Source organism: Nitrospirota bacterium, assembly GCA_016214385.1.
Classification (GTDB): Bacteria; Nitrospirota; Thermodesulfovibrionia; order UBA6902; family JACROP01; genus JACROP01.
Map to the genome: position 1 here is coordinate 1 of JACROP010000030.1, position 20,998 is coordinate 20,998.

20 protein-coding genes are annotated in these 20,998 nt (G+C 43.8%); 6 read left to right on the forward strand and 14 right to left on the reverse strand.

Features of this window, described 5'->3' with window-relative positions; all coding sequences use genetic code 11:
• The first annotated feature begins 180 nt into the window (after positions 1 to 180).
• Both HZC12_01740 and HZC12_01745 read left to right on the forward strand, forming a co-directional pair.
• A complete protein-coding gene (locus HZC12_01740) occupies positions 181 to 432 on the forward strand; it encodes a DUF2007 domain-containing protein (GenBank protein MBI5025450.1) in 252 nt (83 codons plus the stop codon).
• Positions 422 to 1,099, forward strand: coding sequence for a Crp/Fnr family transcriptional regulator (locus HZC12_01745; protein MBI5025451.1), 678 nt, complete (start codon positions 422 to 424; stop codon positions 1,097 to 1,099). Before HZC12_01740 ends, HZC12_01745 begins: the two co-directional genes overlap by 11 nt.
• On the opposite strand, the gene HZC12_01750 is transcribed toward HZC12_01745, so the two are convergent.
• From HZC12_01750 to HZC12_01810, 13 genes are all read right to left on the reverse strand, one after another.
• Positions 1,096 to 1,602: an NYN domain-containing protein gene (locus tag HZC12_01750; GenBank protein MBI5025452.1), complete on the reverse strand. Its 507-nt coding sequence runs from the start codon at positions 1,600 to 1,602 to the stop codon at positions 1,096 to 1,098. The two genes, HZC12_01745 and HZC12_01750, sit on opposite strands and share 4 nt — an antisense overlap.
• Positions 1,603 to 1,659: 57 nt before the next feature.
• Entirely contained in the window at positions 1,660 to 2,721 is a 1,062-nt protein-coding gene (locus HZC12_01755) for a molybdopterin-dependent oxidoreductase (protein MBI5025453.1), read from the reverse strand.
• Positions 2,714 to 3,847 carry a (2Fe-2S)-binding protein gene (locus HZC12_01760; GenBank protein MBI5025454.1) on the reverse strand — a complete coding sequence of 378 codons (1,134 nt, stop codon included), beginning with the start codon at positions 3,845 to 3,847 and terminating at the stop codon, positions 2,714 to 2,716. The genes HZC12_01755 and HZC12_01760 overlap by 8 nt, the downstream gene beginning before the upstream one ends.
• A 62-nt stretch (positions 3,848 to 3,909) precedes the next feature.
• Positions 3,910 to 4,497, reverse strand: a complete 588-nt coding sequence (locus HZC12_01765; GenBank protein ID MBI5025455.1) for a 4Fe-4S binding protein — start codon at positions 4,495 to 4,497, stop codon at positions 3,910 to 3,912.
• Positions 4,498 to 4,504: 7 nt separating this feature from the next.
• On the reverse strand, positions 4,505 to 6,853 hold the full coding sequence (locus HZC12_01770; protein ID MBI5025456.1) for a CBS domain-containing protein: 2,349 nt from the start codon (positions 6,851 to 6,853) through the stop codon (positions 4,505 to 4,507).
• Between the two features lie 3 nt (positions 6,854 to 6,856).
• Positions 6,857 to 7,345: an NAD(P)H-dependent oxidoreductase subunit E gene (locus HZC12_01775; GenBank protein ID MBI5025457.1), complete on the reverse strand. Its 489-nt coding sequence runs from the start codon at positions 7,343 to 7,345 to the stop codon at positions 6,857 to 6,859.
• Positions 7,346 to 7,670: 325 nt separating this feature from the next.
• The gene (gene cooS, locus HZC12_01780) at positions 7,671 to 9,656 is read right to left on the reverse strand and encodes an anaerobic carbon-monoxide dehydrogenase catalytic subunit (protein ID MBI5025458.1); all 1,986 of its coding nucleotides are present in this window, start codon (positions 9,654 to 9,656) and stop codon (positions 7,671 to 7,673) included.
• 99 nt (positions 9,657 to 9,755) lie between these two features.
• Entirely contained in the window at positions 9,756 to 11,954 is a 2,199-nt protein-coding gene (gene cdhC / locus HZC12_01785) for a CO dehydrogenase/CO-methylating acetyl-CoA synthase complex subunit beta (GenBank protein MBI5025459.1), read from the reverse strand.
• Positions 11,955 to 12,042: 88 nt separating this feature from the next.
• Positions 12,043 to 13,386 (reverse strand): acetyl-CoA decarbonylase/synthase complex subunit gamma, encoded by a 1,344-nt coding sequence (locus HZC12_01790; GenBank protein ID MBI5025460.1) that lies wholly within the window; start codon positions 13,384 to 13,386, stop codon positions 12,043 to 12,045.
• A 140-nt stretch (positions 13,387 to 13,526) separates the two neighbouring features.
• A complete protein-coding gene (locus HZC12_01795; protein ID MBI5025461.1) occupies positions 13,527 to 14,468 on the reverse strand; it encodes an acetyl-CoA decarbonylase/synthase complex subunit delta in 942 nt (313 codons plus the stop codon).
• Positions 14,469 to 14,495: 27 nt separating this feature from the next.
• On the reverse strand, positions 14,496 to 14,915 hold the full coding sequence (locus HZC12_01800; GenBank protein MBI5025462.1) for a GxxExxY protein: 420 nt from the start codon (positions 14,913 to 14,915) through the stop codon (positions 14,496 to 14,498).
• A 38-nt stretch (positions 14,916 to 14,953) separates the two neighbouring features.
• Positions 14,954 to 15,742: a dihydropteroate synthase gene (locus tag HZC12_01805; GenBank protein MBI5025463.1), complete on the reverse strand. Its 789-nt coding sequence runs from the start codon at positions 15,740 to 15,742 to the stop codon at positions 14,954 to 14,956.
• A gap of 178 nt (positions 15,743 to 15,920) precedes the next feature.
• Positions 15,921 to 16,688 (reverse strand): AAA family ATPase, encoded by a 768-nt coding sequence (locus HZC12_01810; GenBank protein MBI5025464.1) that lies wholly within the window; start codon positions 16,686 to 16,688, stop codon positions 15,921 to 15,923.
• A 113-nt stretch (positions 16,689 to 16,801) separates the two neighbouring features.
• On the opposite strand from HZC12_01810, the gene HZC12_01815 reads away from it, so the two are divergent.
• The 4 genes from HZC12_01815 to HZC12_01830 all read left to right on the forward strand — a co-directional run bounded on the left by HZC12_01815 (position 16,802) and on the right by HZC12_01830 (position 19,524).
• A complete protein-coding gene (locus tag HZC12_01815) occupies positions 16,802 to 17,020 on the forward strand; it encodes an SRPBCC family protein (protein MBI5025465.1) in 219 nt (72 codons plus the stop codon).
• Positions 16,992 to 17,222 carry a hypothetical protein gene (locus HZC12_01820; protein ID MBI5025466.1) on the forward strand — a complete coding sequence of 77 codons (231 nt, stop codon included), beginning with the start codon at positions 16,992 to 16,994 and terminating at the stop codon, positions 17,220 to 17,222. Before HZC12_01815 ends, HZC12_01820 begins: the two co-directional genes overlap by 29 nt.
• Before the next feature lie 18 nt (positions 17,223 to 17,240).
• The gene (locus HZC12_01825; protein MBI5025467.1) at positions 17,241 to 17,405 is read left to right on the forward strand and encodes a zinc ribbon domain-containing protein; all 165 of its coding nucleotides are present in this window, start codon (positions 17,241 to 17,243) and stop codon (positions 17,403 to 17,405) included.
• 202 nt (positions 17,406 to 17,607) lie between these two features.
• A complete protein-coding gene (locus tag HZC12_01830; protein MBI5025468.1) occupies positions 17,608 to 19,524 on the forward strand; it encodes a hypothetical protein in 1,917 nt (638 codons plus the stop codon).
• 52 nt (positions 19,525 to 19,576) lie between these two features.
• Here HZC12_01830 and chrA read toward each other — a convergent pair whose 3' ends face one another.
• The gene (gene chrA / locus HZC12_01835; protein ID MBI5025469.1) at positions 19,577 to 20,773 is read right to left on the reverse strand and encodes a chromate efflux transporter; all 1,197 of its coding nucleotides are present in this window, start codon (positions 20,771 to 20,773) and stop codon (positions 19,577 to 19,579) included.
• Between the last annotated feature and the right edge of the window lie 225 nt (positions 20,774 to 20,998).

A 20,998-nucleotide genomic window follows, 5' to 3' on the forward strand; every position in this document is an offset into this window, starting at 1 on the left:
ACAGCTTAACTACATGAGAAGATTGGATTCCCGCCTTCGCGGGAATGACGGAAGCAGATTGGATTCCCGCCGGAGTTTACCCCGTACTTGATACGGGGCGGGAATGACGGACAAAAAAACAAAAAATTGGGGGAACTCCACATAATTGACAATATACAACAAATAAAATAAGCTTTAAAAATGAAAGAGTGGGTTGAGCTTCTTGTTACTTATGATTTAATTGAGGCGAATATTGTAAAGGGGCTTCTCGAAGGGGAGGGGATTAAAGTAATATTCAGGTCATCAAAGGTAACCCCTTATCCTGTAAACATAGGCAAAATGGGAGAGATAAAGCTTCTTGTCAGGGCAGAAGATTTGCAGAAGGCAAAGGATGTGATAAAGATAATGGAGGACGCAGCGTTTAGGGAGGACGAAACCAGCAGTGATAGTTGAGACCCTCAGGAAGAGCGAAATATTTTCGCACCTCACCGATGATGAGTTGAACAGGATTGCTACAGTTTTTGAGAAAGTCAATTTTAAAAAAGACGACTGCATCTTCTGGGAGGGAGACCCTTCTGAATGGTTTTATATCGGGTGTAAGGGCAGGATTAAAATTTTAAAACATACTGTTTCTGGAAAGGATATCATCCTTGAAATCATATCGCCAGGTGATGTCTTTGGTGGCGTGGCTGTCTTAGATAGAAGGCCGTATCCTGCCTCTGCCCAGGCCATGGAGCCTGCTACAGTAATTAGAATTTCTCGAAAGACCCTTTTCAAAATCATGGATGAATATCCAACCCTTACACTTGAGGCAGTGAAGTATTTCAGCGAGAGGTTGAGAAATGCCCATGATATGCTGAGAAATATTGCAACTGAAAGGGTTGAAAAGAGGATCGCATCATTGCTTCTCAAGCTCTCAGAAAAACTAGGAGTTGTAGATGGCGAGGCCCAAAAAATAGATATCCCCCTTACAAGGCAGGAAATTGCTGAAATGGTCGGGACAACAGTCGAGACAACAATCAGGACTATGAGCAAATTCAAAAAACAGGGCATTATAAAGGCTTCGCAGGGGAAAATAGTTGTGAATGTTAATGCCCTTAAAGAGTTTCTTGAGGATTAGAGCTTTTTTAGTGCCCTGAGTTTTTGCCTCTGTCTTTTTGAAGGCCGCCTCGGATTACCTTTTCTCGGAAGTTCTATATCAAGATAGTCTTCGTCTTTTATGAAGACCTCATCCCTGACGTTAAAACCCTCAGCAGGTTTTTCAATTAGTTTCCCTTCAAATTCCCCTGATGTTATTGAGGTAAGATCCTTTGCCTCTGCAAAATCTGAGATCTCCCTGTCAGAGCTTACAACAATCCACGCCCTTTTTTCTTCTGATAATATGCGATTGATTACAGAGTCTGCCTTTTCTCCGAGCCTTGAATAGATGACAGTGACGTTTCCGCTTCTTGTCCTGTTTTCAGTTAGATAGCCACCCTTCCAGCCATCAAACACAATGGTAATATTGTGCCCTTTTTTGCCCGCATACGTCTTCAGTCTTTGAACAAGGCCATCTCGTGCCTTTTCGAGATCATGGTGGGCAATACCGAGGAGATTGTAGCCATCAATAAGAATGTGTGACATATTATAAATGTAGCACAAAACAGGAGTCAGGTAAACGGTAAACAGTAAACAGCTACTCTACACAGTTACCTGAAAGAGCTGACTGACTTTTGAGTTCGTTACAACTGATGCGCTGAAGCGTAACATTCCGCCAACTGCCTCTTCTTCGATACCTTCGCTTTCTCTGAAGGCAACAGGATTAAAGCTCGGAGCCTTTTTCCCTGAGATGGAGATGATTTTCTCTATTTCCCCGGTGACATCGGAGATATCCGCATATTTCATCTTATAACCCATGGATACTGAAAGCTCGCTTAATATTTCCCATACTGCCTTTACATCAGCCTCTGGTTTAACTGCATTTTTAATATTTTTGATTTTGCCATAGATGTTTATTACTGTCCCCCCCTGTTCAATAAAAGATGGTGCGGGGAGGACTACGTCAGCCTTATCTGTAAGCTCGTTTGTATGGCTTGCATGCACAACCAGAAATTCTGACGGCTTTTCTGTCGGTGCGACCAGGGACAAAGGAATATCGCCTGCTGCATAGATGAATTTCATACCGCCCTTTGCCATCTGTTTAAAGTCTTTGCCTTTTGCTGTCGGAAGCTCGACCTTATAGGTTTTCTCGATTTTATTTTTATCGGCCTGAAGTCCTGGCAGATATTGCGGGGACAGACCCATTATTGACATGCCGAGGGAATTGCCCTCAGGGCCGACAGGCAGCACCGTAGAAGGTTTCAGCATGGAAAGGTTTAATATCTGAGACACGATGTCAGCTCCATAAGTGTTTCGTGTAATTCCAGTTGAATAGACAATAAAAGGTGTTCTGGCAGCGCCATAGAGTTTGGCCGCCTCCACAATAGAGCTATAAGGCACGCCTGTTATTTCTTCAATAACTTCTTTTTTGTATTCTGTTATTGATTTTTTAAGTTCATCAAAGCCTTTAACTTTGACAGAAGAGGCATCAATCAGGTTTTCTGAAATCATGGCATTTATAATGCCTGCGAGGAGTAATGTATCGCTGCCCGGTTTTATCTGCAGGTGCAGGTTTGCAGCATCGGCAAGTCTAATCGTATCAGGGTCAACAACTATTAATTTTGCTCCCTGGGCAACACGCTTCCTTATTTTTGCATCATGCAACAATAACATCTGCTTCTGTAATACAATGCGCTGCTTCAGGGATTTTTCCAAAGGAATTAAGATAGGCATCGACCGTAGCTTTGTCATACAGGCTTGCGGTACTATCTATATTATTTGTGCCTATGGCAGCCCTTGCAAATTTCTGGAGTGCATAGGCATCTTCATTAGTAATCCCGGCGCTTGCAATAAAACCAGCAGATGAGGGATTTTTCTTTACAGCTTTGAGCTTTTCAATAATGATTTTCAGTGCATCCTGCCATGTGGTTTCTACGAGCTGGCCTTCTATCCTTATCATTGGTTTTGAGATACGCTTTGGGCTTTTGAGGCTGTCATAGCCAAATCTCCCTGCAGCACATATATAGCCATTCGGTTTTGGAGAGGCAATCTTTATAACATTGTCTTCTTTTACGCTGACCACGAGGCTACAGTTGCTTCCGCAGAGCGTGCAGGTTGTCTCTGTCTTTGTGAATTCCCACTCTCTGCCATGGAGCCTTCTTCCTGCCTCGAGTATTGCATTGACAGGGCATGCATCAATACAGTTACCGCAAAAAGTGCAATCTGTCTCGTGCAGGGGTTTGTCCTGGGCGGTTGTAACTTTTGCTGTTACACCCCTGCCCATAAACTCAAGTATACGCGTTCCCTGCTCTTTACATACCCGCACACAGCGTCCACACAGGATGCAGTAATTCGGGTCACGTTCGATAAAGGGATTTTCATTGTCTATTTTATAGCCGAAGCTCTTGCGTGTGAAGGTTGATTCTCTTATATCAAAGTCATAAGCATACTGCTGGAGCCAGCACACGCCGGCCTTCGGGCAGGTCATACAGTCAAGGGGATGCATGGAGAGTATCAGGTCAATAACAAATTTTCTTATCTCTTTAACCCTCTCGGTGTCTGTCTTTATCTTCATATCCTGTTTGACCTTCATTGTGCATGCGGTTACAGGAGCCTTCATACCTTCTATCTCAACGAGGCACATCCTGCAGGCACCAATACCCTTCATGCCCTTTAGATGACAGAGATTCGGTATGTGAATCCCCACTGATTCAGCAGCATCTATGAGGTTCATTCCTTCTGGTAATTGAACTTCTTTGCCATCTATCTTCATTGTCACGAGATTTGCCATCTTATTCCTCCCAATTACTTAATTTAAAATTCAAAGATAAAAATTCAAAATTATTCCCATACCTATCCACTAACACCTGTCATCACTTTTATATCTACAATCTCTATGGCACCATAGGGACATGCCTTTACACACTCTCCACACTTCACACATCTCTTCTGCCTTATCTCAAAGGGGAGGAAGCCTGACAGATATGGCAACTTCTTTTCTCCGATAATCGCATTATATTTACATGCCTCTTTACACAGCCCACACATCACGCATTTCTCGGGGATTATCCTGTACTCTATAAAGGCAATACATTCCTTATCAGGGCATCTGCCTTCTATGTGCTCCTTATAAACATCAGTCGCCATCCATTCAAGGATGAACCTTGCGGTATCCTTACCTTTTTTGCATAGAGAGCCTTCAAGCATCTCGTTTGCTATGCGCCTTAATATGAAAATGTCTTTTTCTACTCCTTTTGCCTCAACAATATTTTTAAGCCTTATCCTCGCCTCATAGCTTCCGAGAGAGCATGGAAGACATCGACTGCACATAGGGCCATTTAGAAATTCATCAACATAAAATAATGCCTTTTGAACAGGGCACCCCTTTGCCTCTGCCATCGTTTTTATATCTTCTACCTTTAGCTCCGTTTGCACTGCCATGATTACCTTAATAAATATCTTCTGCCATATAGCAAATTTCTGGAAGCAGATATGAAACTAAATCTCTATAAGAGATCATTCCAGCTATTTTATCGCCTTCCATAACTGGTAAGTGTCTAATCTTTTTACGGGACATGACAGCTATTGCCGCACTTATCTCGGTTGAAGAATTAAATGTTATAGGATTAGGACTCATTACATTTTGGATAGCCTCTTTCTCAAAAGAAATGTTTTTAGCAAGACAACGCACCGCATCTCTCTCAGTAAATATACCCACTAATTTATTATTCTCATCAATGACTAATATAGAGCCGACATTTCTTTCGCTCATAATATTTATCGCCTCTCGGACACTGCAATCTTTCGTGGTGGTCACTATCTCTAAGGGTTTTGATTCTAAAACATCTTTTAATGTCATCTTCGCTCTCCTTTCAATGATTTCTACGCTTTCAGAAGGGATTCTAAATTCCTCTTCAAGCTTTATGTGTCTTTGCTTCCTTATCTTAACTGCATTTATCGGGCATGCGTAATAGCAGGCCTTGCATTTTGTGCAGTAATCACGCTCGATAAAGTATCTATCCCTTGCTTCTTTGACAGCGTCAAAGGCACATGCCTTTTTACACAGACCACACCTGAAGCACTCAAGTTGATTTATTACAAAGACCCCCATGCCACTGCAGACATTCGCCCTGCAGTATTTATCGTATATATGTTCTTCGTATTCTTCCATGAAGTATTTCATTGTTGAAAGAACAGGATTTGGAGCGCTCTGCCCAAGACCGCATAGAGAGCCCTTCAGCACCAGTTTGCCTATCTTTAGGAGATTCTCTATATCACCGTCTTCACCTTTGCCTGATGTTATCCTTTCAAGAATCTCAAGCATCTGGTATGTGCCCATCCTGCAGGGAGGACACTTTCCACATGATTCGGACTGGCAGAATGACAGGAAGAACTTTGCCACATCCACCATGCAGTTATCCTCATCCATTACAACCATGCCGCCTGAGCCCATCATTGAGCCAACGGAAGTTAAAGAGTCAAAATCTACAGGAAGGTCGAGATATTTGGCAGGGATGCAGCCGCCAGATGGGCCTCCTGTCTGGACAGCCTTGAATTCCTTATCTCCGATAATCCCACCACCTATATCGAATATTATCTCCCTCAGGGTTATCCCCATTGGTACCTCTACAAGCCCTGTATTCTTTACTTTCCCTGTAAGGGCAAAGACCTTGGTGCCTGGCGAGCCTGGCGTGCCGATGGAAAGAAAATAATCTGCACCTTTTTCTATAATCACCGGGACACAGGCATAGGTCTCTATGTTATTGAGATTACTTGGATAACCCCAGGGGCCGCCGCCTGGCTCTGAAAGCCTTGGAGGCCTTGGCTTTGGAAAACCTCTCTGCCCCTCAATAGAGGCTACAAGGGCAGTGGACTCGCCGCATACAAAGGCACCTGCACCCTCCCTTATATCAATTGTAAAATTGCAATCTGTGCCGAGAATATTTTTTCCGAGGATACCTAATTCTTCTGCCTGCTTTATTGCTATCTTCAGGTTCTTTACTGCTAATGGATATTCATGCCTCACATAGATGAATCCATATTTTGCACCTATGGCGTAAGCACAGAGAATCATGCCTTCAAGAAGGCTGTGTGGGTCGCCCTCCATAATTGACCTATCCATGAAAGCGCCAGGGTCGCCCTCATCGCCATTGGCAATGACAAACTTAATCTTGCCCGGGGCTTTCTTACAGTGTTCCCATTTTTTCCCGGCAGGGAATCCTGCACCGCCTCGACCCCTGATGTTTGCCCTGTCAACCTCCCTCAGAACCTCATCAGGGGTCATGGAAGAAAGGGCCTTCTCTAAGGCAGCGTAACCCCCAACTGCAATATAGTGATGGATGCTATGAGGGTCAATCCTGCCATTGTTTCTCAGGGCAATTCGCATTTGCTTTTTGTAAAAAGGCACATCAGTCATTAAAGGGACAGGCTCGCTGAGGATGTTATCTCTGTAAATCCCCTGTCTGTAAGGCATGCCGCCAAGGATTGTATAGCTCATAAGCCAGTGTACATTTTCAGGTTTAATCTTCTGGTAGAAAATCTCCTGTGGCTCTGCCTTCATCACCGGGCCTTTCTGACATAGCCCCTGACATCCTGTCTTAACTATTTCAAGGTCAACCCCACGCTTAGCTGACTCATTGGTAAAGGCATCTATTACCTTATAGGAACCCGAAGCTGTGCAGGCTGTGCCACAGCAGACCCTTACCCTCGGCGTGTCTTCTTTAAACAATTCTTTTTGGAAGAGTTCCCTTAGCTTTTTGAGGTCTTCTATATTATTGATTCTTTCTTCTATTGCCATTGCTCATTCACTGTCTTTACCTGTTTTTATTATCTCTATAATATCGTTAACTTTATTTTCGTCCATCTCTCCAACTATATTTTCATTAATTGTAGCCACAGGGGCAAGGCCGCAGCAGCCAATACATCCAACAGTCTCAAGGGTCATGGAGAGGTCCGGCGTTGTCTCACCCTCTTTCATGTCAAATTCCTCCTCCAGGGAACGAAGGACCTTTGCTGATCCTCTGACGTGACAGGCAGTGCCCATGCAGACCTTGATTATATTTTTCCCTCTTGGAGTGAAATAAAACTGCTTGTAGAAAGAGGCTGTGCTATAGATATCAGAGAGGGGAACAGCGAGTTTCTCTGAAAGTTTTTTTAAGACATCCTCAGGCAGATAATTGTATTCTTCCTGAATCTTTTGAAGTGCATGTATCAATATCCCTGTCTTTTTCTGCCTTTCTGTTAGAACTTCTCCGGTATACCCTATAACTTCGTTGACCTTTATCTCCATCTATCCTCCCAGAAACTGTGACACGTGAGCCGTAATGTGTAGTCTGTTTTTTTACTTGTTTTCAACACTCATCAGCCTGTTGAAAAACTCTCTAATGTCACCCTGAACCATATGCTGAACTCGTTTCAATATCGTTTCAGGGTCTCCATTTTTTTATTAGATGCTGAAACAAGGCTGCCCTGAACCATACGGTACAGGGCCTGCCCCTGAAATAAATTCAGGGCAAGCTCTGAAGAGATGCTGAACCAAGTTCAGCATGACAGTTATGCTACTTCATTGCTTTTTCAACAGGCTGTCATCACGTGTTACGCATCACGCATTACGACTAATATATCCCAATATGCGGTTTTGCTGCCTTCTCTAACTCGCGTCTTGCGGCCATATCCATAAGAACCCTTTCCATGCCGAATCTTCCAGGCTCGTATTTCCTGAGCTTTAAAACATCCCGTGCATCGTCTATATATTTTAGTGTCAATTCCAGTATTTTCTCTGGATCAGGTTCAAAATGCAGACATCCTTTGAATCTCTCCCACCACACCTCTGTCATAATTTTTGTAACCTCTTTGCTTGCTCCTACAGGAGACTTGCCACCAAAGATTACAGGGACGCCTGAGGCTGCAAAGTAACAGCCAATGGCAATTGCCTTTTCAGACATCCACTCAGGCGCTATACCTACTCCAGGCATTCCCCCAATCTCATCGGAAAGCCCTCCCTCTTCAGCCATTGCTGTGAGAATTGTGAGGATCCTCGAGTTGTCAACACATGCGCCAGCATGGAGTATAGGAGGGATGCCTATAGCCTCACACACTTCTCTTAAACCCGGCCCTGCATTCTCCAGCGCCATTTCAGGGGTTAGATAACCAGCAGTTCCACATGCAGCGGAGCCGCAACCTGTTGATACTATCAATACATCATTCTTTATTAACTCGACAGCAAGATACCTGTGAATACCTGTTGACGGAACCCTTGGATTATCGCATCCAGCAAGCCCCACAACACCGCGGATCCTTCCGGCCATAATGGCGTCATTCAAAGGCCTGAATGATGCCCTCCATCTTCCGCCCTGCATGTATTCTATGTATTCGTGGGAAAAACCTGCAATAACAGGGTATTTCTGTGTTATATGACTTCCTTCTGTTTTTCTGTTTGGATAATTATCGCAGGCAATTTTCACAATCTCCCTCGCTATCTCTTTTGCCCTGTGCTCATCGTATTCCACATGCATTGCGCCTGGAATCTTTGCCTTTTCAGAGGTTGTTATAACCTTTGTGTGGAATTTCTTTGACAGCTCAGCAATTGCAGGCATAATGCACTGCACATCCACTGTCATTGCATCCACAAGCCCTGTCATTATTCCAAGTTCCTGATTTGTAAAACCACCAGCAGTTGGAATTCCGTGCCTCATGAGTATCTCATTGGCTGTGCAGCACATACCGCCGAGATTTATTCCCTTTGCACCTTTTGATTTTGCATAGGCTATCATCTCAGGCTCAGATACTACATCTACTATCATCTCAGCAAGTGATGGCTCATGTCCGTGAACAACAAGATTAACCTCATCCTCTTTGAATATCCCGAAGCTCGCTTCTGCCTTTATTGGGCGCGGGGTTCCAAAGAGTATGTCCGTAATATCAGTTGCTATCATGCATCCTCCCCAGCCATCAGCAAGGGCAGTTCTTAAACCGTGGGTTAAGAGGTGGTCAGGGTCGTGGTCAACGCCGATACTTGTACGGTGCATCGCCTCAACAACCTCTCTATCTATATCTCGCGGGGTGATGCCCCACTTTTTCCATCGTTCTTGGGTCTTCTTTGGTGCCCTTTTGACATAGTTCAGTTCACCCTTCTGGCGGCCAAAATCATTAATAAATTTAAGGGCCGCATCCCTTGCCACATCATTTACAGGTCTCCCTTCAAACTCCACTTCGAGTATCTCTGCAACCCTGTATAGTTTTCTCACATCCTTTATCTGAAAGTCCTTTGTCTCACCATTTGCAACTGAAAGTAAAGTAAATGCCATATCCCTCGCATGGTCGCTGTGTGCTGCTGTCCCTGCAGCAATCATCCTGAGGATATTCCTCGCTGCAACCGTTGGAAGGGTTGCCCCACATACGCCTCTTGCCTCTTCCTCTGCGTTCTTGCCGGTAAGTCTGCATGGGCCCATATGGCATACTTTACAGCACGCACCTGATGCACCTATCGGGCATGGTTTTAATCTCTCAGCCCTCTCAAAGCAAGTCTCTAAATGATGGGCTTCGCCCCACTCTATTATCTGCTCTGCTGACTCATTAGCGCTTTTTATAACCTTATCCATATAACCTCCAAATTTTAGTAACAAGTAACGAGTAACAAGTGACGAGTTTTAATTATTTCTTATAACTCGTGACTCGTTACTATTAACTCGTAACTGTCTTTAAATCATCGGTTCCATCTCAAGCGCTGGATGTCCTACGCTTGTTAGATACTCAACCAGTTTTTCAGATTCAGTAGCAATCTCCTCATCGGCAATTTTATCGAGGAGGTCTGGCACTCCTTCTTCAGCAGCTCTCTTGTTAAATGCATCCCTTAAGCCCTCTTTGAGGTTCTTTGTCATCCAGACAATCCTCTTGAGTCCTCCGTCACCGAAGATAAACTTCTTGCTTGTTATGAAGTTTCTTCCTATACCCATGAAGCCGGGGGACTGGACACCACCGCCTACCGTTCCTGCAAGGGTAGAGAACTTCATTCCAATTGGCGTCATGCCAGTATGACCGCGATTTACTATCATTACACCATTTGCCTCTGGTATTATGGCGAGTATGCACTCAAAGCATCCGCATGAGGTCATGGGATTTTCCATAATGGTATACAGGTTAAGGGTTTCTACAGCACCTCCCGATGCCTTTTTAAGGTATTCATCTACTCCTGAATAACGGCCATATTTTTTATCCAGCAAACTGCCTTTTGGAACAGGCTGGTTTCCACCTGTTGGATCTATCTCAAAGGCTGCCTTTCCGTCAAGCCAGTTGTAGGCTCCGCAGAGTCCAAGCCTCTCAGGCGTTATAACACATACATGGCTCGGTGCAAATGACTGGCAAAGAAGACATGAATAAAACGTGTCTACAGCTTCGTCGGTCATTGTGCCCAATCTCTGGTCACGCTCACGATAAGCTTTTTTTGCCTCTTCCTGTATTACAAGGACATCTTTTTCATCCACATAAAGTGTCACCTGGACCTTGTCCACGATGGATTTAAACCTGTTGTGGGCCATTGTATGATGGATTACACCTATATGTTGTAAATCGACCCCATCTTTAAAAGCATTGTTGCTGACCCTCATCCATACAATATCCCTCTGGCCCATGTGCCACAGACCCTGGGCCTCGTTTATATTGTGGTGGAGCTTCCTCTCGATAACAGATTCGAAATCCTTCTGCATTTTCCTGCCAGCAACATCAACGACTATACCGAGGGGCATGAGCCCTCCTTTTTTAAATCTCTCCTCGACACCTGTCCCGACGATAGTTATTTTTCCGTCCTCGATCTCTTCAATGTCCCTCATCCTTACCCATTCAAAGGCAGGTGAGCGCTGGCCACCGAATTCAATAAACATGTCCTCTTTTCTTATTCTCTCACCCTCAAATGCAGGGCCATAAGCAACAGGAATCGGAGGCTTTTCAATAATTATCTTGAGCCCTCTTACTTCTATTGCCTTCTGCACAATCTTGCTATGGTCAAGCTCTCTGTCGACCTCTTCATATATACATACGCCTGTTGGATGTATGACAGGCACCTCTGTATCGCATACTGCAGGGAAGCCCATATTTATAGCACCAGCACCTGTTGACCACTTGATGTCATCAAGCTCACCAAGTGCGAGTGCAAAAGCAAAGACCCTGTCCTTTTGATATTTGAGATGCTCTTTAAAGTCTCCTGGTTTTTTACCACCGAATATCAGGGATGCTCTTATTGCCCAGTCAAGGGCATAAATTGTGTGCTCTGTTTCTGGTCCGAGCGGGACTATTCTTGTTTCCCAGCCAAGTTCGATGCCCTTTCTCTGCAACTGTTTTGTGACACTGTCACCATTGGTATGACCGGATAAAAATGTGAGTATATTCTTTTCCTGAAGCTCTCTTATTATATTTACAGCAATATTTTCATTGGGTGCAGCGCCAATGATCGCAGCAAATCCAGGCATTGTGCCATCAACGAGCTGAATGCCGAGATTTCGCTGTATGGTATCTGTTATGAATCCATTATAAACAAGTCCCATCTCCGGGTCTTTGTATGGCTCAAGCCCGTTTATATAGCGTATTGCCATGATAATCTCTTCAGCAAAGAGGGTTGCCATTCCTGAATCCAGCGCCTCACCGAGATAAGGCTTATATAGGGATTCTTCAGGTTCGTCATGTAACAATTCCTTTGCAAACCCCAATGCAACCTTCATGTCCCCAAGGTTTTTCACAGCAAAACCGGTCATTGCATATATCATTGGAAGATAAAAAGCAGTATCAGGGAACTCAAAGTTAAAGTCTTTACCCCTCTCAGCTATGGCCTTTTCGAGCATATCTTCTGCCTGGTTAACTAATTTATGAGAGCCTTTTATGGCACCTGTAGCAATAATCTTTGACACCTAAACCCTCCTTAACAAGTCATGCCTTAATTTATGAGCTTTTTACTATATAAAGTCAAGAAAATTAAGTATAGGGGTACCTTATATGCTACGCTGCCCTGCTTTTAAGGAAAGAGGGCAGGGCGTTAGCCTCCCTCGGGCCAACCGTAACCTTCCACCCTTCAAGCTTATCTTCTATGGAACCGCTCAATATAGCCACATAGCCTGGGATTATGAGTTCTCTGTGTTTTACTTCGTTTTCGACTCCGCTGTCTTTAATAAACTGTGCAATCTTTGAAGCTGAGAACTTACCTGCTGCCCATGCAGTAAGCACTGAAAGACCCTCACAATCCATAACAGCAAGCCTGCTCGGCACCTTACTGTTTTCAACCTCACCTGAGACGATGAAGTATGTAAGAGAAAAGTTTGTTGTAATGAGAAGGGGAGACTCGGGTGAAGGCTCACCAATCTTATATATTTTCTGTTCCACCTGCATCGGGACCTGAGGGTCTGTATAGAGGTTCTGTCTCAGGGTAAATAATGCGAGGTTTTTCCATTTCTCAATACTGCTCAGGACAACAATGGAGGCGTATTTGGCAATTGCCAGAGATGCAATGCTTGCCTCTAAAATCGGGTCTTCTCTCTGGAGAAAGTTTATTATTGGATAACCGAGCGGTTTAAAGCCCTTTTTTATTGCTGAACGCCTTATCTGTGTATTTTGCTCGATGATTTCCCTGGCGCTCTTTGCGCCTGAATCAATGACAATGTCATCAACCCCCAGACCTTTAATCTTCTCTGTCAGAGTACTCAGAGAATCAAGGCCATTAGCACAAACTCCGAGGGGAATCTTATTAGCCTTTGCGATGTTTGCCATGGCATCTGCGTTGTCAGTTGTGGCACAATAAAGCAGGGGTTTTTTATCTGCAACGGCTTTCACAGCAGCTTCGGCTGCTGAGGGGTCTTTGCAGTTAAGGATGATTGGAGTATCAGGTGCTTTACTGCTAACGAGTTTTGTTACTGCCTCATATCTCGCCTTATCATTTGATGCATTCTCAATAGAAATTGCATCTATCCTCAGTTTCTGACCGACCCTCTCCATCTCTGAATTTAAAACCTTATCTACCATTTTATTCAGTTCGGCATCGCTCAGGCTGTCTTTAATATTTACTGCCAGGACACACGGGTTAATAAACTTTTTATCATGTCTGAAAAGCACAGTCTCCTCTCCCATCTTGACTGCCTTTTCGCCTGTCCCGAGGACAATGGCCCTTATCGGAGGTGCTGAAGCCGCACCGAGTATCTTCTTGGCTTCTTCTGAGATATCAGGGCATGAGTCAAGATTTACTTGCCTCTGGGCAAGTTTCATTGCAAAGGCAAGGCATGTAGGGAAACCGCACTTTTTGCAATTTGTCTTTGGGAGCAGCTTAAATATCTCAACGCCTGACAAAGCCATCTTTTACCTCCATAAATGACAATGTCAAATTACAAAGCTCAAATGCCAAATGAAATCCAAAGTCCCAATGCCAGAAAATTTAGACATTCAGTCATTTGATATTGATTTGTAATTTGGATTTTGACATTTGGAATTTTTCATTAAACGAGTTCCTCAATCACTTTCTCCACTGCCTTAACTGCCTTCGGATGACGCATGATCAACAGATTTGTGCCAGCAATGAGCATTGCTACTGCAGTCACAGCCTCCCATGCAATTCCCCTTTCTTCAAGGGAGCCCCATTGAGGCAGGTCTGTTTCAGATGCAGCGGTTTCTTTTATCTTCCATACATACATCCCAACATCTCCGACAAGAGGAGGTTGCATTGTCGCATCATTCTGTGTGAGTGCTGCAAGTTTTATCCTTTCCATGACCGAGTAGGTATATTCCAGACCATAGCCGAGCGCTGAACACATAGGGTCTGTAATGAGCCTTTCTTTATCAAAACCCATCTGGGTTATCAGGATGTTTAACTGTTTTGCGAGGTTTATGTCTAATTCAGACATGGCTATCAGTTTATGATTATGGGCAAGAGCTGCTGCCACAATAGTCTTATAATTACCCTCCTGGGCCTTGCCAATTATGCAATTATGGCCGCTTGCAGCTTCAGCAGCAGCTACAAGAACAGATGAGTCTTTTTCTACATTGTTGGAGCCGAGGATTATAAGTGGTATATCAATGGCTGATAAGACATCTCTGACTGTTTTTGCCGCATCCTGAGGAGAGCGATTCTCTCTGTCAGGATGAGTTCCCACAAGCCTCAGGGCCAATGCCCGGGCTTTTAAATTCTCCTGGCAGAACTTTGCCCACCTGGCGGGATTGTCCCATTCACCTTCATAATTTTTCTTCAAGTTCTCAGGCCAATCATCTGGTATGATGTCCTGTATTTCATAAGCAATAACCGGCTTGTTTGCGATGTTTCCCTCAAAACCCAGAAAAGGCATTGTGTTCTCTCCACCAATGGTGACTGCATTAGAGTCTTTGCCAAAGTTGACACTTAATACTTTTCCGCTGTAAGTCTCTTTAGGGGCAACAAAAGCCATCTTATCCTCCTTTATCCTCGCTACTGTTCACGGATTAACACAGATCTTCACAGAATTTTTGGAATCCCTATCTTTTTTCAATTCATTGTCATATATTTTTCTTTTAATTTCAGGCTTCTCACCATAATTTAAGAGAAGTCCTACCTCTCTATCGGTAGCAGTAAGATAATTTAACAATTGGTTTTCGTCTGATTTAGAAAGCTGTTTTATTGCTTTTATTTCTACTATTACTTTATCTTCAACAATAAAATCTGCTATATAATCACCAATAACTTCTCCCTCATAATAAACCTCAATGGGACAATGATTAATAAATCTTATATTTTGCTTATTAAATTCCTTAATCATCGCATTCTTGTAAACCTTCTCTAAAAAACCATATCCAAGGGCATTATAAACTTTATAAAACACATTAATTACTTTGTCAGTTATTTCTTCATGCTTCATATTCTGTGTTCATCTGTGTAAATCTGTGAGAAGTTTTTTTACATCTCAAGATATGAATGAGCATAAAGTGTCTTTCCGAGAAATACATCTGTTGTCTTGAGTGCAGCCATTAATTCCTTATCGAGCGGATTCATTATTGCTGCTGTAAGTCCCTCATATATGAGTAATGTTAAATAAGTCCTGTCAATCAAGCTCCTTAAATCTTTTGGAGCTCCGTTGGATATGTTGCTGAGTCCGACCACGGTCTTCATCGGAGGGTCGTTTAATTCCTGAAACATCCGCACAGCCTTCAGTGCATGTCTTGCATGGTCCTGCATTGTGCAAATCTGGAGTATTAAGGGGTCAAGATATATATCTTCAAGTGGAACGCCATATTCAGATGCCCTCGCCATAATCTCTGCTGCGATTGCGCACCTCTCCTCTGCATCTGCCGGCAGGCCTCCTTTGCCGAGGGTAAGCCCTATTACCTGCGCATTATACTTTGCAGCAAGCTCAAGCATTATGAACCGTTCTGGCTCGTTGGATGTAGAATTAATCAATGGCCTGCCCCACTGATTGTTGTGGGCTTTGAGCCCTGCTTCAAGGGCAACGGGGTTTGTTGTATCAATACATAATGGCAGGGGTACTACCTCCTGAATGCTCTCAACCATCCATGTCATCAGCTCATCACCCTTTTCTTCTGCAGGCCCTGTATTGACATCAATCATGTGTGCACCTGCCTTCCACTGGGCAGTTGCAATCTCCTGTATCGGACCTTTGTCCCTCTTCATCATAGCCTCTCTAACCCTTTTTGCTATGATACTTATTTTCTCACCGATGACCAACATCCCCTGCTGCTCCTTTCAAAGGTTATTGTTTTAGTTTTAAAAAGGATCCCTAATTTAGGGAATAGGTTTTATACCATAGCACAAATAATTTCTTTCGGTAAAGGATTTTTTCGCATGTTTATTTCAAAATAAGATTTTTAAATAAGGGGTTAGGGATGTCTTTGTAGGCAGCCAGGGGTTAAGGGATTTCGAGGGAGTCCAATATTTCGAAGACAGAGGCCAGCGCCTTAGATTCACGTGGAAGCTCAAAGATAGGTTTTCCAGCAAGGTCGAATTGGAATATTATTTCGTCATTGGGCACAGAGCCAGCGACCTCAAGGCTCAATCCCCGGGCAAGTTTTTTGAGTTCAGCAAACTCTTCGCCTGAAGTTCTGTTAATAATGAGAGCACTTTGTCCGATGTCAAGGCCAAGCTCATCAATAAGGACATTTATCCTTTTTGCTGTATGAATGCCCCTGACAGTTGGGTCACTGATGATGAGGAGAAGGTCGACTTTATGGGTTGTCCTCCTGCTCAGGTGTTCCATGCCGGCCTCGTTATCAATAACCACATACGGATATGTTTCAGAAAGTTTGTCAGTATATTTTCTTATTATGTTGTTTGCTGCGCAGTAGCACCCAGGCCCCTCCGGCCTGCCCATGACAAGGAGGTCAAATCCCCTGGCTTCAATCAGAGACTGTTGAACCTGATAGTCAAAAAGCTGCTCCATGCTCATACCGCCCGGCCTTTCAGAGCCGCCACGTATTGTGGCAAGAGACTCTTCTCTGAGATGCCCTATGGTTGCATGGACAGAAACCCCGAGGGCTTCATTAAGGCAGGAGTTGCTGTCAGCATCAACTGCAAGAACAGGTTTTCTCTTTTTTTCCACAAGATACCTGACAGTAAGACCTGCAATGCTGGTCTTGCCTGTCCCGCCTTTACCTGCGAGTGCAATTACATATGCCATAATTTTAAATAATACAACAAATCAATTTATTTTTGCTTTAGAGCGTAGAAATGAGAAGTTGGAAGTAATGTCCTTATTAAAAAATTGCTATAATATAAAAATAGAGGTTCGCTGTGCATAAAATTGTAGAATCCATAGAGATAAAGGCACCTGTGGAGAGGGTCTTTGCTTTTCTTAAAGATATAGAAGCACGGCTTAGACTCAATCCCTTCTGGCAGGTTTTGAGAGTTGAAAGGATTACTGTAGGGGAGATAGGCGCAGGAAGTAAATTTCACATTATTATTAAAAGCGCCGACAGAAAGGTTGACTATACGAGCGGCCCTTTATCCTGAAGAGGCCGTAGAGGAGGAACTACATTCGTGGAGAAAAGCGATAAGATTTCTTTTGAGTCTTGCAAAAACCAGCTTCCACGCCTTTGACCATACTCAGAGGTTGGAGGAGATAAAAGAGACACTAAGGAACAAGCTCAGAGTCTGGCTGGGAAGGATAAAAGAGAGGCTTGAAAGCTCGGTACGAGTCTCTGATCAGGCATAACAAAACAAGGAGGGTCTTATGCCAGCATATGAATATAAGTGCCTCAAGTGTGATGAAACTTTTACCCTTTATCTATCTTTCAAAGAAAAGGAACAGGAAACACCCAAATGTCCTAAGTGTGGCAGTACTGATGTTCAGAGGATATACAGCCCTTTCCATGCAGTGACATCAAAAAAGTCATGATTAGAGATGTTAATAACCGATTGATTATTTTAAATGGGAAATTAAATAGACTGTTGATATATTCTGGCCTAAAATAATTAGGTGCATCAGGGGTGGATTGGATGGACTTTATCTTAAAATTAAGGGGGGGTGAGATATTAATATGAATTGAGCGTGGGGGTTAGCAGTCTCTTAATAAGAATCTTAAAAAGGAGGAGTAAAGATGAACCGAAAGATTTTAGTATTACTTTTTATCTTATTCTCTGCTTTAGGCTTAATAATCTATGGTACACATGCAGAAGGTAAGAAAGCAGGCGGCAATACACTAAAAGGCATTGTTACAGATGTCTCGGGACAGGCAATATCAAAGGCGACTATCTATCTTATACCATCTATAGATGTTGAAGCAATGGCGAAAACTCCTATCGAGATAAAGAGGGATTCTAAAAATGATGAACCTCTTGAAGACAACCTCGCAGCAAACAGGGATAAATACAGAAAGGCAACTACAGGCAAAAAAGGGGACTTTAAGGTAGTTAATATTGTAGACGGAAAATACTTCATCTATGTCGAGCCTTCAGACAAAGAACATCTGCCAGGCGGTGATAAGTCAAACAAAGCAATGTCAACAGCAGAATTCAAAGGCAAAACCATAAAGATACTTGTATCAGGAAATGTCCCTGCTGATGCAACATATGTTGGGACATCAAGATGTCTGATGTGTCATAAGGCATATGAGAGCGAAAAGAAGACCCTTCACAAACTCGGCATTCGTGTAGCAGGAAAGGACAGTAAACTTCAGGATGTGTCGAGATTCCCGGAATTCGATAATGGTCTGAAGAAGCTCATTGCAGGCACTAAATTCTATTTCTATAATTTTGACAAAACCAGAGGCTTTGACAAATACATGATATCTGAAAAAATGCCTTCTGACCCTGCATCCGTAAGCTTCACAGCAACATTCTTCAAAGACACCGATGGAAAGCTGAAATTCAAGACAGAGAACATGAAAGACCAATCAGATCCTTCAAGAACGTACACCGTGGAAATGACTTACGGCGGAGGCCTTTACAAGCAGAGATACCTTTACAGGGTGGGCAAGAACCTCTTCCCGTTTGTCCAGTACAATACACATGGTGACGAAAGTTACGGAGACAGGGCAAGAAAGCCGTGGAGAGACTATCATGGAGACTGGCTCTTCAATGAGGAGACAAAGAAAGTGACAGACCCTCCTAAAAAGAAGTCCTTTGAAAAAGAGTGCGCCTCATGCCACTATACCGGTTACACATTAACACACACATCATCTGACGAATACATAGCAGGAGCAGTAAACGACCCGAATGGCGAGACAGATATTGATGGTGATGGCATGCCAAATGAACTGAACATAGGCTGCGAAAACTGTCACGGACCAGGCTCTGCGCATGTTAAAGCTCCAAAGGCAAAGAAGGCATCAACGATAGTAAGCCCGGGCAAGCTTTCAACAGAGAGGTCATCCGTAATCTGCGGGCAGTGCCACAGCAGGCCTCAGGGTAATCTCAACAATGACCAGCCTGTAAACAAGGACAACAAGATGATGATTCCGGGCACCAGCAGAAACGATTATTTAACAAATTATACAACAAGGGAAGATGCTGATCCCAAGAAGGATTACTGGGCAGATGGGATACATTCCAAGGCACACCACCAGCAGTATACCGACTTTATCAAATCAAAGAAATACAGGAATGGAAGTCAATTGTTATCCTGTGCCGACTGCCACGATCCGCACGGCATGACCGGGATTAAACACCAGATGAGGGCAGAGGTAAAGGACGATAAAAACTCCCTCTGTACAACCTGCCATAAAGAAAATGCAGATATTAAGAAGCATATGCAGGCAAAGACAGGCGTTGCTGAAATGGGTAAAATCAACTGCGTTGACTGCCATGCGACAAAGACAATGCAGACAGGCGCAGGATTAGGCAAGGGTCTTGCGAGGAAGGACGGGAAGAACTACTGGATGAATGACATTACTTCTCATCTCTTTGATGTTCCACGAAAAGATAATGTGGGAGTAAAAGGTGTTGACCCTGGCAAGGCAATGCCGATACCATACACAAACGCATGCGGCAAATGCCATAATGTAGAAGGGCTGTAACCAAAAGAGGGGTGGGATATCCTGCCCCTCTTTCCATTTTATGGTAAGCATATCATCTGAAAACTATCTGTAGTACCCATCCCGCAACTGCACCTCCAGCCACAAGCCATGCGGCATTTATCTTGAAACGTATTCCTGCTATTGTGGTGGCTAAAGCAATCAAGATCGCCCTCCAGTCTGTAAGTGCTGCACTGGCAAGCTGAATGACAACAGCAGCCATCAGACCAATGGCGCTGATATTTACAGCATCAAGAAAGGCTGACATTATTTTTGAGGCCCTGAGTCGGGGTATGACGGGATTTAATATCAAGACAAATATAAACGAAGGGAGAAAGATGGCAGCAGTGGATATCATAGCGCCCGGCACACCTGAGACAACATAGCCGACAAAGGTTGCAGTGCTTAAGACAGGGCCGGGTGTAAACTGCCCGACAGCAATGGCGTCAAGAAGTTGCTGCTGTGTGAGCCATCCATAGTCTTTTACCAGTCCGCCCTCAAGGAATGCGATAAGGACATAACCGCTCCCATAGAGGACCGACCCTACCTTAAGAAAGAATAACCCCAGCTTCCATAAAGATACGCCTGCAATTCCTGCGGCTGAGACTGCTACTGCCGCCTTTGCATCACTGCTTTTTAATAGGCCTAAGGACTGGCTCAGAAGCGGGATCATCCATCCTGAGACTTTCTTGCTTCCATGTCCTTTCATCCGGTAAAGAATAATCCCGATGACACCACCTGAGAGTAATGCCAGTATTTCATTCATTCCCAACAGAGATGCTGCAGCAACGGCTATCCCTATAAGCATTAACAGCGTATTCTTTGCTGCTGTCCTGCCCAATCGAATAACGGCTACAAGGATAACCGAGATGACTGCTGGTTTTATGCCAAAAAGAAAGGGTGTAACCTGTGGGATTGACCCGAAACTCATATATACCCAGGCAAGCAAACCTGTGATAATCACAGCAGGCAGGATAAATGACAGACCTGAAACAATGAGACCTAAAAACCCTCCTCTTATATATCCGATGTGGATTGCCATTTCTGTAGAGTTAGGGCCGGGGATGAGATTTGTTGCTCCCACGAGGTCAAGGAAATGCTCCCTCGTTATCCATTTCCTGCGGCGGACCACCTCTTCCTCCATCATGGCGATATGCGCTGCAGGGCCGCCGAATGCTATCGTTCCAAGTTTCAGGAATAATCTGATCAGTTCTATGACACTGTTTTTATTTCTCTGATAGTCGTTCCCCATTGCAGATATTCTCCTCTAATGAATACGCCATTAGCAAGCTGGCATCTGAAAATTCTGTATTGCGCTACAGTCGTCATTCCTACCCCGTATCAAGGTACGGGATAAACTCCAGCAGGAATCCACCATTTTACTTCTGGTTTCCCACATCTTCTCTATGCCTCATAATCCAAAATTCCTTATCCAGATATTTTTTACAATTAGGTTGGCGGGCTTGACTTTAATCTA

Bases quoted from the DNA above. Each gene is read 5' to 3' on its own strand.
- HZC12_01795 (MBI5025461.1), bottom strand. From the start codon at position 14,468: ATGGCTTTTGTTGCCCCTAAAGAGACTTACAGCGGAAAAGTATTAAGT.
- HZC12_01825 (MBI5025467.1), top strand. From the start codon at position 17,241: ATGCCAGCATATGAATATAAGTGCCTCAAGTGTGATGAAACTTTTACC.
- HZC12_01740 (MBI5025450.1), top strand. From the start codon at position 181: ATGAAAGAGTGGGTTGAGCTTCTTGTTACTTATGATTTAATTGAGGCG.
- chrA (MBI5025469.1), bottom strand. From the start codon at position 20,773: ATGGGGAACGACTATCAGAGAAATAAAAACAGTGTCATAGAACTGATC.
- HZC12_01760 (MBI5025454.1), bottom strand. From the start codon at position 3,847: ATGGCAAATCTCGTGACAATGAAGATAGATGGCAAAGAAGTTCAATTA.
- HZC12_01790 (MBI5025460.1), bottom strand. From the start codon at position 13,386: ATGGCTTTGTCAGGCGTTGAGATATTTAAGCTGCTCCCAAAGACAAAT.
- HZC12_01770 (MBI5025456.1), bottom strand. From the start codon at position 6,853: ATGGCAATAGAAGAAAGAATCAATAATATAGAAGACCTCAAAAAGCTA.
- cooS (MBI5025458.1), bottom strand. From the start codon at position 9,656: ATGGATAAGGTTATAAAAAGCGCTAATGAGTCAGCAGAGCAGATAATA.
- HZC12_01805 (MBI5025463.1), bottom strand. From the start codon at position 15,742: ATGTTGGTCATCGGTGAGAAAATAAGTATCATAGCAAAAAGGGTTAGA.
- HZC12_01800 (MBI5025462.1), bottom strand. From the start codon at position 14,915: ATGAAGCATGAAGAAATAACTGACAAAGTAATTAATGTGTTTTATAAA.
- HZC12_01830 (MBI5025468.1), top strand. From the start codon at position 17,608: ATGAACCGAAAGATTTTAGTATTACTTTTTATCTTATTCTCTGCTTTA.
- HZC12_01810 (MBI5025464.1), bottom strand. From the start codon at position 16,688: ATGGCATATGTAATTGCACTCGCAGGTAAAGGCGGGACAGGCAAGACC.
- HZC12_01750 (MBI5025452.1), bottom strand. From the start codon at position 1,602: ATGTCACACATTCTTATTGATGGCTACAATCTCCTCGGTATTGCCCAC.
- HZC12_01775 (MBI5025457.1), bottom strand. From the start codon at position 7,345: ATGGAGATAAAGGTCAACGAAGTTATAGGGTATACCGGAGAAGTTCTA.
- HZC12_01765 (MBI5025455.1), bottom strand. From the start codon at position 4,497: ATGGCAGTGCAAACGGAGCTAAAGGTAGAAGATATAAAAACGATGGCA.